The 14,118-nt window shown below is 35.1% G+C and carries 12 protein-coding genes; 4 read left to right on the top strand and 8 right to left on the bottom strand.

Annotated features, from left to right (window positions below; all coding sequences use genetic code 11):
- Positions 1-4 precede the first annotated feature (4 nt).
- The 4 genes from C6H18_RS01010 to glpQ form a co-directional block, all read right to left on the bottom strand.
- On the bottom strand, positions 5-1,273 hold the full coding sequence (locus tag C6H18_RS01010) for a M16 family metallopeptidase (protein WP_104721293.1): 1,269 nt from the start codon (positions 1,271-1,273) through the stop codon (positions 5-7).
- Positions 1,274-1,314: 41 nt separating this feature from the next.
- Positions 1,315-2,370 (bottom strand): quinone-dependent dihydroorotate dehydrogenase, encoded by a 1,056-nt coding sequence (locus C6H18_RS01005; protein ID WP_104721264.1) that lies wholly within the window; start codon positions 2,368-2,370, stop codon positions 1,315-1,317.
- A gap of 108 nt (positions 2,371-2,478) precedes the next feature.
- Positions 2,479-5,052: an ATP-dependent Clp protease ATP-binding subunit gene (locus C6H18_RS01000; RefSeq protein ID WP_104721263.1), complete on the bottom strand. Its 2,574-nt coding sequence runs from the start codon at positions 5,050-5,052 to the stop codon at positions 2,479-2,481.
- Positions 5,053-5,169: 117 nt separating this feature from the next.
- Positions 5,170-6,222, bottom strand: a complete 1,053-nt coding sequence (glpQ, locus tag C6H18_RS00995; RefSeq protein WP_104721262.1) for a glycerophosphodiester phosphodiesterase — start codon at positions 6,220-6,222, stop codon at positions 5,170-5,172.
- 108 nt (positions 6,223-6,330) lie between these two features.
- On the opposite strand from glpQ, the gene msrA reads away from it, so the two are divergent.
- Positions 6,331-6,825 carry a peptide-methionine (S)-S-oxide reductase MsrA gene (gene msrA / locus C6H18_RS00990; protein WP_104721261.1) on the top strand — a complete coding sequence of 165 codons (495 nt, stop codon included), beginning with the start codon at positions 6,331-6,333 and terminating at the stop codon, positions 6,823-6,825.
- Here msrA and C6H18_RS00985 read toward each other — a convergent pair.
- The 4 genes from C6H18_RS00985 to C6H18_RS00970 all read right to left on the bottom strand — a co-directional run bounded on the left by C6H18_RS00985 (position 6,822) and on the right by C6H18_RS00970 (position 11,775).
- Entirely contained in the window at positions 6,822-8,015 is a 1,194-nt protein-coding gene (locus tag C6H18_RS00985) for an acetylornithine transaminase (protein WP_104721260.1), read from the bottom strand. The two genes, msrA and C6H18_RS00985, sit on opposite strands and share 4 nt — an antisense overlap.
- Before the next feature lie 96 nt (positions 8,016-8,111).
- A complete protein-coding gene (locus C6H18_RS00980) occupies positions 8,112-8,693 on the bottom strand; it encodes a ribonuclease HII (protein WP_104721259.1) in 582 nt (193 codons plus the stop codon).
- The gene (lon, locus tag C6H18_RS00975) at positions 8,693-11,092 is read right to left on the bottom strand and encodes an endopeptidase La (RefSeq protein ID WP_104721258.1); all 2,400 of its coding nucleotides are present in this window, start codon (positions 11,090-11,092) and stop codon (positions 8,693-8,695) included. The genes C6H18_RS00980 and lon overlap by 1 nt, the downstream gene beginning before the upstream one ends.
- A 5-nt stretch (positions 11,093-11,097) precedes the next feature.
- Entirely contained in the window at positions 11,098-11,775 is a 678-nt protein-coding gene (locus C6H18_RS00970) for an outer membrane protein assembly factor BamD (protein ID WP_104721257.1), read from the bottom strand.
- Between the two features lie 199 nt (positions 11,776-11,974).
- Here C6H18_RS00970 and fliW point away from each other — a divergent pair, with 199 nt between their 5' ends.
- From fliW to miaA, 3 genes are read left to right on the top strand one after another with little or no spacing between them, the layout of a single operon-like run.
- Positions 11,975-12,406 carry a flagellar assembly protein FliW gene (gene fliW, locus C6H18_RS00965; protein WP_104721256.1) on the top strand — a complete coding sequence of 144 codons (432 nt, stop codon included), beginning with the start codon at positions 11,975-11,977 and terminating at the stop codon, positions 12,404-12,406.
- Positions 12,403-13,140, top strand: coding sequence for a pyrroline-5-carboxylate reductase (locus tag C6H18_RS00960; RefSeq protein WP_104721255.1), 738 nt, complete (start codon positions 12,403-12,405; stop codon positions 13,138-13,140). Before fliW ends, C6H18_RS00960 begins: the two co-directional genes overlap by 4 nt.
- Positions 13,137-14,036 (top strand): tRNA (adenosine(37)-N6)-dimethylallyltransferase MiaA, encoded by a 900-nt coding sequence (gene miaA / locus C6H18_RS00955; RefSeq protein ID WP_104721254.1) that lies wholly within the window; start codon positions 13,137-13,139, stop codon positions 14,034-14,036. Before C6H18_RS00960 ends, miaA begins: the two co-directional genes overlap by 4 nt.
- The last annotated feature ends 82 nt before the right edge of the window (positions 14,037-14,118 follow it).

Raw genomic sequence — 14,118 nt, 5'->3', positions numbered from 1 at the left:
TTCCTCACTTCTCTAAAGTAGCAATACTTAAATTTGAAGAAATAAGATACTTCTTTGCCACCTCAACAATATCTTCTAGTTTTAAATTTTCAAAATTCTCTTCAAAATCCAATAAAGATTGCAAATCTCCTCTTGCAATATAGCTCCCAAACAAATTCGCAACAAAGCTACTTGATTGCAAACCTTCAAGAAAGCTTAGCCTCATATTAGATTTTACTTTATCCAAATCCCTTTGTTTGAGTTTGCCTTCTTTAATGGATTCAATTTGGGATAAAATCTCTCCTTCTAACTTTTGCAAACTAACTTTAGCATTAGCAAGGGCTAAAAACACAAATACACCCTCATCAATTAAATCCATATTATAAGCATAAATTTCAGCAGCAAGTCTCTTTTTATCAACAATCTCACTGACTAATACGCTACTTTTACCACTGCTTAAAATTTGGCTTAATGCGCTCAAGGCTATTTGATCTTTGTGATTAAAAGGGGGGATCTTAAAGGCAAGGGCTAAAATCTCCACCTCACTTTGCTTATGCACCGCTGTTCTTCTTAATCCATCTTGTTTTGGCTCTATGGTATAAAACTTAGGAATCTCTATCTTTGGATTTTTAATGGATTCAAAATGCTTTTTTACTTCTTTTAAAGCAGTTTTTTCATCCACATCACCAGCAATCACAATTACGGCATTTTTAGGCTGATAATAGGTTTTATGAAAGTTTTTAATATCTTCAATCGTCCAATTTTTAATATCTTCTATAAAACCAATAGGCGTCCAATGATAAGGATGATACACAAAGGCTGTATTAAAAAGCCTAAAATATAAATACCCCATAGGATTATTATCCGTCCTCCAAAGTCGCTCTTCTAGCACGACATTGCGCTCTGGCTGAAACTCCTCATCTTTTAATTGAAGATTTTGCATAACCTCTGCAAAAAGCCCTAAAGATTTACCTAAATTTTGTGTGCTTGATTTTACATAATAATGGGTATAATCAAAGCTCGTAGCAGCATTAGTAATCCCTCCAAAACTTTTAATAGTTTTATCAAACTCTCCAGCTTTTAAGTTTTTGGTAGATTTGAAGTTTAGATGCTCTAACATATGGGCTATGCCACTTTTTCCCATAATCTCATTACGACTTCCTACTTTGTAAAAAATATCGGTTGAAATAACCCCACTTCCATTCCTAAGAGGGATAACCACCACTTCCAAACCATTTTTTAAAACACTTTGGTAATGCTTAGGAAGTGAAGAAGTAAAAGTATTTTGCGCCATTAAAACTCCTAAAAAAACAAAAAATATCAAAAAGCTACGCATTATAAATTAGCCCCTACTAATTGGGAAATATTATCCAATCCATCATTATTTAATAATTCTTTTAAACCTTGATTAATCTTCCAAACAAGCAAAGGACCTTCGAAAATCAAACCACTATAAACTTGGATGAGATTTGCACCCAAAGCAATCCTCTCATAAGCTTCTTTGGCGTCAAAAATCCCCCCAACACTGATAATTGTGGTCTTTTTGGCATACACTTTGCCAATCTCTTTTAAAATTTCACGACTTTTTTGGCTTAAAACCTTACCACTTAAGCCACCTAAATTTTGGGGAGTTTTAACCAAAGAATAATCCGTAGTTGTATTAGTAGCAATGATTCCATTTGCCCCACTGCTAAGTGCTACCTCAATGAGTTCCAAAATAGAATCTATTTCTAAATCTGGAGAAATCTTTAGATATAAAGGCTTAGAATAAATCTCCCTTAATGCCAAAAATAGCTCTTTAAGAAAATCTTTATTTTGCAAATCTCGTAAATCTGGCGTATTGGGCGAAGAAACATTAATGCTTAAATAATCACTAGTAATTTGAAAACTTCTTGCTAAAGCGCAATAATCCTCAATAGCTTTTTCTTGGGGAGTTGCTTTATTTTTCCCGATGTTAATCCCTAATGGGACGCAAAAAGGATACATTCCTCCAATCCTACTAGCAATACTTTGCACCCCATCATTATTAAATCCCATAACGTTTTGTAAAGATTCTTCGGTAATATGTCGCCACAAACGAGGCTTAGGATTACCTTGCTGTGGCATTGGGGTAACTGCTCCAACTTCTAAAAACGAAAACCCTAAAGAACAAAGCGTCTCTATCATCGTCGCATTTTTATCAAACCCTGCTGCTAAACCAATGGGGTTATAAAAATCCATTCCATCAATCTTTTGCATTAATGAAGCATCTTCTACGCAAGATTTTTGGGCTAAAAAGGGCAAAAGATAGGGGATTTTTGGGGCTATTTTGCAAAGAGATTCTAAAAAATTATGCACACTTTCTGGATTGCTTTTAAACAGCAAAGAACGAAAAGTCTTATAATCAAGCATTCTATTGCCTTTTGCTTAAATTATTTTCTTGGTAACTAATCTTAGCATTGTATCATTTTTTGATAAAGTTTAGCATTAAAGAGACTTTGATTCATTGCTTGACAATGCTTAAGCGATTCTGGTTTTTATCCCCTCATCATCTGCATAAAAGCTAATCTCGCTCCCCTCTTTAATCGCACCTTGCAAAATCAAATCCGCTAAAACATCCTCTACTTGCTCATACAAAGCCCTCTTAAGAGGTCTTGCGCCATAGATTGGATCAAATCCTACTTTTGCGATATATTCCTTCGCACTTTGCTCTAATGTGATAGTCATATCCCTTTCAGAAACTTTCTTTTGAATATTTTTAAACAAAATATCTACAATGTGCGTAATCTGCTCTAATCCCAAAGGATTAAAAATCACAATATCATCAAGGCGGTTTAAAAATTCTGGCTTAAAGTAAGCCTTCAAAGCCTCTTTTACAGCCTTTTCTTTTTGCGCCTCATCACTAAGTTCCATAATCTTATCACTTGCGATATTGCTCGTTAAAATAATAATTGTGTTCCTAAAATCCACCACCACACCCTTATTATCCGTCAATCTCCCATCATCAAGCACTTGCAAAAGCATATTAAACACATCTGGATGGGCTTTTTCTATCTCATCAAATAGCACCACACTATAAGGCTTCCTACGCACCGCCTCTGTAAGCTGCCCCCCCTCTTCATAGCCTACATACCCCGGAGGCGCACCCACAAGTCTGCTTGCTGCGTGTTTTTCCATATACTCACTCATATCAAGCCGAATGAGATTCTTATCGCTATCAAAGAGGAATCGCGCTAAAGTCTTAGCACTCTCTGTTTTCCCAACCCCTGTGGGTCCCAAAAACAAAAAACTTCCAATAGGGCGATTAAACTCACTTAGCCCGGCTTTATTGCGCTTTATTGCCCTTGCTATGGAATGCAACGCCTTATCTTGCCCTATCACATCTTTTTTTAGCTCCTCTTCAACCCTCAAAATTCGCTCTTTTTCATCTTGAAGCATTTTTTTAATAGGAATCCCGCTCCAGCGACTAACCACTCCTGCGATAGATTCTGGGGTTACAGCGTTTTTTAGCAAAGTCCCTGCCTCTTGCATTTTTTTCCATTTTTCATTTTGTGCCTCTAGTTGATTTTCAAGCTCTGGAATCTTCCCATAGTCAATCTCTGCGGCTTTATTAAAATCACTATTGCGTTTTGCAAGCTCACTTTCTGTGCGTAAAGCATCAATTTGTATTTTGATTTGGGCTATGGCATTGAAAACTTGTTTTTCGTTTTCAAACTGGGCTTGGAGGTTTTTCTTTTGCTCTTCTTTATCGCCAAGCTCTTTTTCTATCTCATTAATCCTTGCTTGGTTTTTGTCCTCTTTTTCCATTAACAACGCCTCCTTCTCCACACATAGCGATTCAATAATGCGCTTGATTTTGGCTAACTCACTAGGCTCTGATTCTATTTGCATTTTAAGCTCCGCAGCGGCTTCATCGATTAAATCAATCGCCTTATCGGGCAAGAATCTATCCGTAATGTAGCGATTAGAAAGCTTTGCAGCAGCTACCAATGCGCCATCGGTAATGCTTACATTATGGTGAGCTTCTAGCTTTTCTTTAATCCCTCTTAAAATCTGCAAAGCCTCATTGACATTAGGCTCATTAAGCAATACAGGTTGGAATCTCCTTTGTAATGCTGCATCTTTTTCAAAATATTTGCGATACTCTTTAAGCGTCGTCGCTCCTATGGTATGAAGCTCGCCTCTTGCAAGGGCGGGTTTTAAAATATTTGCAGCATCCATACTTCCCTCACTAGCCCCAGCTCCTACGATAGTATGAATCTCATCAATAAACAAAATCACATTTCCGCTTTTTTTAACCTCATCAATCACCTTTTTTAACCTATCTTCAAACTCCCCACGATACTTCGCCCCAGCGATTAAAGCACTCATATCCAAAGCTATGACTCTTTTGTTTTGCAAGGATAGTGGCACTTCTTTTTTGATAATCTTTTGGGCTAATCCCTCTACAACAGCCGTTTTTCCAACTCCGGGTTCGCCTAACAAAATAGGATTATTCTTTGTTTTTCGTATCAAAATTTGCATCATATGGGTAATCTCCTCATCCCTCCCAATCACAGGGTCAAGCTTCCCATCAATGGCTTTTTTGGTTAAATCAATGCCAAATTTTTCTAAAGATTCTAAATTCTCATCTCCGCTTTGTGAGTCAATCTTTGCCCCGCTTCGCATAACCTCAAAAGTCTTTTTTAGCTCATTAATATCAAGATATTTGCCAAAAAGATTTTTAATCACTTCATTTTGCAACCCCGCCAAGATAAAGCTATCCACGGCGATATAAGAATCCCCATTGCTTGTGGCAAGTCCTTGGGCAACATTAAAAGTCTCGCTTAAGTTTTTAGAAATTTTGAGATTTTCTTTCATTACAGAAGAGCTTTTTGGCAGATTATTCGCAATACTTTTTGCCTCTAGCTCTAAGGCTGCATTCTCTATATTTAATCGATTCAAAGCCTGATTAAGCAAAGAATTAGAATTCGTAAGCATTGCCCAAAACAAATGAATAACTTCAATTTCTGGGTTTTTATTATGTAAGGCTAAAGACGCTCCTTGCTCTAATGTTTCTTGCAAAGTGTTGGTAAATTTTTCTAAAAGATTCATAAGAACTCCTTGAAGATTTATTTCAGGAGCATTATATAACTTTAGTCTATTATTGTCAAGTTTTATAATAGTAAATAACTAATGTTTAAATTACAAGCATCTTGCGACTATTTCTCACTACTTTTGCATATTTTTCTCTTGCACAAACTTCAAAGCTGTATCTGGAAAATCTGTAAAAATCCCATCAGCACCTGCTTTAAACAAAACTGCCTCTAAAAGCTCATCAAACGAAGAAGCGTAACTAGGCAAGGCATCACTTCTGCCTGTATAAGTATGGACTTCCAAACCATACAAATGAGCATTCTTGACGATATTATTAGGCACAATGGAACCCTTTTTGCTCTTTTTAATATCAAAAATCAAATCATTCCAAATCCCTAACCCATCAACATTTTTTGCAATTTCTGCATAATTTTTATCCCTTAACAAATAAGAAAAATCATAAGCTCTCCACTCTCCTTTAATGAATTCGTAAGTTTCTTTTGAAGGATGTTCATCGACTAAGGCTATTAACTTTAAATCCATATTCATTTTAGGAAATAGCTCTTTTTTGATATAAAGTAAATTAGGATAGTCAAAACTTTGGAGATACACCTTACTATCTTTAGTAGTATAACCATATGATTTCAATACCTCTAAAGTCTTTTTGGCAATATCTTTTCCCTCTTGAGTATGGAACCAAGGTTTTTTAATCTCAACATATAAACCTATATCTTTGCCAAAGATTTGATTTAATCCCTCAATAAGCTCAATTTCTTCTTCAAAAGTATGTAAGGTAAAATAAGATTTTCCAACAGGAAAACGTTGTGGATAAATAGGGTTTCTTTGCTGATTTTTCCAGCTAAAAGCCTCACTCATACGCAATTTTCTAAGCTCATCTAAAGTAAAATCAATCACATAATAATGTCCATCTTTTCTAGCCCTATTTGGAAATTTTTCTTTTACATCACTTACCTTATCCAAATACAAATCGTGAATCACAATCAAATGATCATCCTTACTCATCGCCAAATCTTGCTCAATATAATTAGCATTAAGAGCATACGCCAATACTTTAGCCTCTAAAGTATGCTCAGGTAGATAACCACTTGCCCCCCTATGAGCAATGATGAGTTTTGGTTGCGCCAAACAAAACACGCCTAAAAAAATACCCAAAAAAATATTTTTCATTCTCTCTCCTTAATCTTGGATTTTAAAATTTCATACTGCATTATAGGAGAATAAGGTAAAATCTAAACGTAGGATTTAGTAAAGATTGAGTAAATAATAAGGATTACTATGCAACAAACCATTTATCTAGCAGGTGGATGCTTTTGGGGGATTCAAGGATATTTTGATTTATTAAAGGGCGTGATAGATTCCAAAGTGGGTTATGCAAACTCTAAAATACAAAACCCCAACTATGCCTTAGTATGCACCGGGCAAACAGGTGCCACAGAAACCTTAGAGCTTGTGTTTGAAGAGAATATTTTAAGCCTAGATGAGATCTTAAAACGATTTTTTAGCATCATTGACCCCTTTGCCCTTAATTATCAAGGCAACGACTTTGGCACACAATACCGCTCTGGAATCTTTGTTCAAGATGTAACCCTTCTTAAGAAAATTCAAAGTTTCGTTGATACCCTGCAAAAAACCTTGCCCCAAAAGATTCAAACAGAAGTGGGGCTATTAGAAAATTTTTATCTTGCAGAAACCTACCACCAAAAATATCTTGCAAAAAACCCTAAGGGCTATTGCCATATTGACTTAAGCAAAGCTTTAGAAGAGATTTAAAGCTTTAAATCTCTTATGGCTCTCTCTAATCGTTTAAACCCCTCTTCTATCTCTTCTAAGGTGATGGTTAAAGGCGGCAAGAATCGTGCGGTATTTTTACCGCTTTTAAGGATTAAAACCTGATTTTGCTTTGCATTTTTTAGAAGATTCTCTAAAGTATCCAAATTACGCATTCTAAGACCACGCATCAATCCTAATCCCACCTCTTCTATAAAAATTTCAGGATAGGTTTTTTGCAAATTTTGAAGTTTTACGCTAAAACACTCTATTTTAGTATCCAATCTCCCGCTACTCTTCTCTTCTTCTAAAATCTCTAAAACCTCTAAACCTGCTCTAGTGGATAAAAAATTCCCCCCAAAAGTGCTTCCGTGATCCCCAGCAACAAAAATATCTTTTAAAGTCGTCATCACCGCACCAATAGGAACTCCTCCACCTAAACCCTTTGCAGTCGTTATAACATCAGGATTTATCCCATATTTGCGTGAAGCAAAAAGCTCTCCACTTCGGTAAATACCTGTTTGCACCTCATCAACCATAAAAAGAATATTTTTTTCTTTCAAAAACTTCTCTAAATGGAGTATTTCCTCTCTATCTAAAGGAGTAATTCCTCCCTCACCTTGCACTAATTCTAACAAAACTGCGCAAGTAATATTGCTAACCTTATGGGGAATCTCTGCTAAATTTTTAGCATATACAAAACCATCAGGATAAGGACCAAAATAATGATGCATTTTATTTTGTGCGGTAGCCTTTAAAGTGCTAATAGTGCGTCCGTGAAAAGAAGAATCTAAAGTAATGATTTGATAACGTTTAATTTTCCCTAATTCTTCCCCAAATTTTCTTGCAATCTTTAATGCCCCCTCATTAGCTTCCGCTCCAGAATTAGCAAAAAATACCCGCATATCATAGCCACTTAATTCTACGAGTTTTTTAGCCAATCTTACCTGTGGCTCAATGCAATAAAGATTAGAAGTATGAATGAGATTATAAGCTTGCTCACTAAGGGCTTTTGCTAAACGTTCATTTCCGTGTCCTACACTACAAACTGCAATACCTGAACCAAAATCAATATAATCCCTCCCGCTCTTATCAAACAATCTAGCTCCACTGCCTTTGACAAAATGCGTATAATCTCGTGCATAAGTATGCAAAACATAGTCTAAATCCATTTGCTTTAAATCTTCTACCATCTTCACTCCTAAATTTCACTCATAAGCATTATAACCAAAATCCTAGAAAGCATTGTATATAAACTAGGGCTTTAACACCATAAAGTCTAGGTTGATTTACATTAGGGATTTTAGCTTAAAGCTTATTCTATGAATTGGGCAATAACCATAGTCTTTAATAGCCTTTAAATGCTCTTTACTTCCATAGCCTTTATTCTTTTTAAAGCCATATTGAGGATAGAGGGTATCCAAATCTATCATTTCTTTATCCTTTGCATTTTTTGCCAAAATACTTGCCGCGCTAATGCAAGGGAGTTTAGAATCTCCCTTTATAAGAGTTTGTAACAAATCTACCCCAAATTTGCAATTTCCATCAAAAATATATTTAGGGGCTTTTAGATTCTGTAAAATCTCCTTTAAGGCTTCTTGCAGACAAAGAGACAACCCCTTATCATCAATCTCTTGATGTGTTTTTTTGACTAAATAAAAATCGCTAAATCTTTGAATAAGGGGAGCTAACATATTGCGTTTGGTTTCAGAGAGACTTTTAGAATCTTTTAACTGCGCCTTTAAAGCAAGGGGGATATTTGGGCTTAAAATCACTCCACAAACAAAGAGAGAACCCGCTATACATCCTCTTCCTGCCTCATCAATCCCACAAACTACAATATCATAATCAGGAGGTAAAAGAGATTCCATTAAATTAAAACATATTTTAAGACTTCTTTAAAATGTTCCACAGGATATATTTGCAACCCCTCTCTAACCTCTTGGGGTATCTCTTCAATATCTCTCTCAAAATTTTTCTTAGGGATTAATACTTCTTTCATCCCACTTTTATAAGCTGCAATAAGCTTTTCTTGCAATCCACCAATAGGCAAGACCTTCCCACACAATGTCAATTCTCCTGTCATAGCCAATGTGCTTTTAGCAGGACGATTAGTAAAAATGGAGGCTAAAGCACTTCCTATGGCTATTCCAGCACTTGGACCATCTTTTGGCGTAGCACCCTCTGGCACATGCAAATGAATGTCAAAACAATTATAAATATTTGCCTCAAAATCTTGCTTTTTGCTTTTTTGCGCTGTGGCAATTAATGCCTTATCAACCTTTAATTCCCCACTATCAATCAAAGACTTCACATAGGAATAAGCAATCCTTGCACTCTCTTTCATCACATCGCCTAAATTTCCTGTAAGATTAAGCCCCCCCTTGCCTTTAATTTTCAAAGCTTCAATCTTCAAAACATCTCCACCAACGCTTGTCCAAGCTAAACCATTGACAAGCCCTACCTCGCTTTTCTTATCAGCATTTTCAAACTCAAAAACAATTTTATCCAAATAGTTTCCTATGTTTTTAGGTGTAATAGCTATCTTTTCTTGATTGCCTCTAAGAATCTCTTTAGCAACTTTACGCAAAATTTGTGCGATTTTTCGCCTTAGATTCCTAACCCCTGCTTCCCTTGTATATTTTTCAATCAAAACCTTAATAGCAGGCAAAGTAAAGGAGATTTCAGAATTTTGTAAGCCGTGTTTTTTTAATTCTTGTGGAATAAGATATTTTTTGGCAATTTGCTCCTTTTGGCTTGGGGTATAGCTGTTAATATTAATAAATTCCATTCTATCACGCAAAGGAGCTGGAATCTGTGTAATATCATTAGCAGTAGCGATAAAAATAACTTGGGATAAATCTAAGCTAAAGTTTGTGTAATAGTCTCTAAATTCTTTGTTTTGTTCAGGATCTAAAATCTCTAATAAAGCCGAAGAAGGATCACCCCTAAAAGAATAATGAATCTTATCAATCTCATCTAAAACAATAACCGGATTCATCTCCTTAGCATCAATTAACCCTTGCACGATTCTCCCGGGCATTGCCCCAATATAAGTGCGTCTATGCCCCCTTAGCTCATTAACATCTTCTAAGCCTCCTAGCGCAATCCTAATAAGCTTCCTCTTTAAGGCTGTGGCAATAGAGTTTGCAAGGCTCGTCTTACCGACACCTGGAGGTCCATAAAAGCACAAAATAGTCCCCTTAGAGTCATTGTTTTTTTTCCCTCGCAAAGCAAGAAGTTCTCGCACTGCAAAATACTCAACAATCCTTTCTTTGGGCTTTTGTAAGGCATAATGATCTTTATTGAGTTGGTTTTCTACTTCTGTTATTTTTAAAGTTTTTTTAGAATAGCTCCCAAAGGGAATCTCCAAAACAAGCTCTATATAATTTTGCAACAAATTTGCATCAGCACTATCAGGATGCATCCTTGAAAGCTTATTGATTTGTTTGGCAATCTCTTTATAAGCATCTTTACTCATCACATCCTTAAAGTTCTCTAACTTTTTCCTATACTCCTCTATTTCAACATCTTTGCCATTATCTACTCCAAGTTCTTTTTGGATTTGCTTTAATTGCTCTTTTAAAAAATATTCTTTGTTAATCTTTTCCATTTGGGAATTGACTTTATTTTTAATTTCTTTTTGAATCTGCTGAGCTTTAATCTCTTCCATAATAATATCAATAAGCGTTACAAGCCTTTCTTCTGGATCATTTTCTTTAAAAACTTTATAAGCTTGTTCTTTTTTTAATCGTGCTGCACTAGCAATTAAATCTGCAGCACGATTGGGATCCATAGTTTCATTAATGCTTCTTAATAAATCCTGTGGAAACATTTGTGAGATACTATATAAAGTGCGTAATTTCTCTTTTAAAACTGATAAAATTGCTTCCACACGACTTGCATCATAACTGGTTGAAAGGATGGGCGTAATTTCTGCAATCAAAGGGCTTTTAGAAGTAATCTCTGAAATACTTCCCCGACTTAAGCCTTGAAAAAGAATTTTTACTCTTCCCTCTGGTAACACAACACGGCGCATAATAGTGCCAATTACACCTACATCATAAAAGGTCTCTTCCTCATCTTCTCTATTTTTAGAAGCTGTAATAAAAATGAGTTTATTGCTACTTTCTATGGCTATATCTATGGCTTTAATATTTTCCTCATCACTAATAAAAAGAGGTGCTATCATAAAAGGATACAAAAACATATCTTCTTCAATGATTATTGGTAATTGCTTTGGGAATTCTCCATAACGTTCTAATTGCATATTTCCTACCATTCAAAGATTTTCTGATACCAAGGCGACTTGGCTTCTTGATAAAAAACATCTTTTATCCAAGCATTTTCATCAATTTTTTTCTGATAATATTCAACAGCTTGCTTCTTATCCTTCCTTTTATAAATCCTTATAATTTCTTTTTCTAGGCTAAGATTTGCTAGTTGGAGCCTTAGTAATATCATATCAGAGAATGGACGATAACGCGAATAAGGATATTTGTCGCTAAAGTTTTCGGCTAATTTAACAGAATCCATTAAAAGCTGTTGGTCTCTATGCTGTTTTGCAAAAGCAAAATAATTCGCCTGTAACTTCAAAAACTCCACAAAATCAATATTTCTTTCATCCCCAAAACGTTTAATGAATTCATCAAAATAAAAGCTTGCCAAAAGATATTCCTCTGATTGCATATGCGCCCTACCTAAAATAAGCATTGCTTCAGAAAGCAAAGGAGAATTTAAATGCTCACTTTGCAAAGAAACAAAGTAACTATCTGCTTTTTCTAAATCCCCATTACGAATTTCTTTAAGCATATTTTCATACCAATAATCCGCAGGCTTATTAATCTCATCAAGTGCTAAACCACTATTTGTCTTTGAAGAACAAGCACTAAGCCCTATAACACCTATTAAAACACCTACACTCAAAAAACAGATTCTAAAAAACTGCATCATTTTATCCCTTAAAACGATATTTTCGCCTCAACATATTAACAATCACATTGTTTATAAATTTAAATTGGCGATTATAACTTAAGTTACATACAGGTTTTATAAATTTTAAATAAAAATTGATTTTTTGCTTTTATTACGATAGAATGTTTGGTATAAAACTTTAATTCTTTTAAAAATGATTTTTACAAGGTTCAAGCATATGGAATTTCTAGTAAAATCTCCAATCTTAGGATTTGAGCATATCCAAAAAATGACATTAGAAAAAATTGCAAAAGATGATGAGACTTTTATGCAACTAAAAAGTTGCGGGGATGATGGAATTTCTTTTACTTTGGTTAATCCTTATACAATGCGAGCAGATTATCAATTTGAAATTCCAGCCCCCATTAAAGCACTCTTAGAGCTACCAGGAAAAACCAATATAGATCCAACAAACACCAAACTTGCAACATTAAATATTGTCTGTATTAGAGAACCTATTGAAGAATCAACGGTAAATTTTCTAGCACCACTACTTTTTAATTTTGAAACCCTCACTATGGCACAAGTTGTTTTAGAAAGCTTTAGATATGAAAATTTTGGCTTATCAGAACCCATTTCAAAATTTTTTGATTTTAATGCCAAAATATGAAAACACTCCTTATTGTAGGCTATGGAAAAATGGCAAAAGCCATTTGCGAAGGCTTAAAAGGAAAGTTTGAAATACAGGTATGTGGCAGAGATTCTAAAAAAATCGAAGACTTCTGCTCACAATTCCAAGCAACCCCTCAATACAACCCCAAAGAGATTAAAATTGACAATAAAGAAGTCCTACTTTGCATAAAGCCTTATGCCCTTAATAGCTTCCAATTTACAGGGGAGGCAAAATGTCTTTATTCCATACTAAATGCTATCCCCCTAGAAACATTGCGAAAAGCTATACAATCTAAATATTATATTCGTGCTATGCCAAATGTTTGCGCAAGTGTTGGTAAATCTATGACAAGTTTATGTGGTGATGAATCCTATAAAAACGAAGCCGTTGAAATCTTTAATAGCATTGGGGATTGTATTTGGCTTGAAGAAACATTATTCCCAATAGCGACAGCTCTTAGCGGTTGCGCTCCGGCTTTTCTAGCCCTCGTTGCAGAATCCATAATAGATTCTGCAGTAACTAACGGGCTAACTAGAGAACAAGCTACCCGTATAGTCAAAACACTATTTGCTGGCTTTGGAACACTTCTTCAAACCCAACATCCCACATTTTTAAAAGAAAACGTAATGAGTCCGGGAGGCTCTACGGCTCAAGGAATAGCAAGTTTAGAAAAGAATGCCCTAAGGAATGCCTTTTTTGAAGCTATTTTAGCTTCCAAGAATTCTGCTTGAGAGAAATTGCCATTTTAGGAGCAAGTGGCTCTGGCAAAACCGAACTATCCTTAAACCTTGCCGATAAATTAAACGCTATTATCCTTTCTTTGGATTCTCTAAGCATTTATCAGCAAATCAATATCGCCTCTGCAAAACCCTCTAAAGAAGAAATAAGAGAAATACCGCACTTTGGTATCGATATTTTAACCCCAAAGGAATCTCATAATGCACAAGTTTTTATCCAAGAATACCAAAAAGCTAAAGCTTATGCAAAAAATCATCAAAAAAACCTCTTAATTGTCGGGGGAACAAGCTTTTATCTAAAAATACTCTTAGAAGGACTCTCAACATTCCCTAAACTCACCCAAGAAGAAAAAACAGCTATACGGCAAAAAATCCATACATTTTCCACCCAACAATCCCGCTTTATTTATCTAAAATCTATTGATAAAACAACAAAGATCCATCCCAATGATACCTATCGCACCAATAAAGCGTTAGAGATTTATTTTAGCACCTCTTTAACTCCCACGCAATATTTCCAAAAAAACCCTCCAATACCCCTTTTAAAAAATTGTGAAATTTATGAAATACTCTTATCTAAAGAAGAACTCAAGCAAAAAATTACAAAAAGAACTCACCTTATGTTGCAAAAAGGACTTATAGAGGAGGTAACAACACTCTTAAATCGCTTTGGGGATTCTTATCAATGGGCTAAGAGTATAGGCATTAAGGAAGTAAGGCAATTCTTAAAAGGAGAGTTTTCCAAAGAATACTTAGAATCATTAATTACAACCCATACTTTACAGTTAGCAAAACGACAAAAAACCTTTAATAAAACACAATTTAAAGAACATTTTTGTGGTAGCGCACACGAAGTTTCAGAAATGCTTTTATCTAAAAACCTTTCTTAAATAACTTCGCAATCCAACCCTTAGAAAATACAAAATTGGAATAGTATTTGCTTTATTGTCTGAAAAATACTTTTTTACTAAA

It is taken from the genome of Helicobacter mesocricetorum, from assembly GCF_900198605.1.
GTDB lineage: Bacteria > Campylobacterota > Campylobacteria > Campylobacterales > Helicobacteraceae > Helicobacter_D > Helicobacter_D mesocricetorum.
Note: the sequence above shows the minus strand (reverse complement) of the source record. Positions and strands in the feature narration are given on the sequence as shown.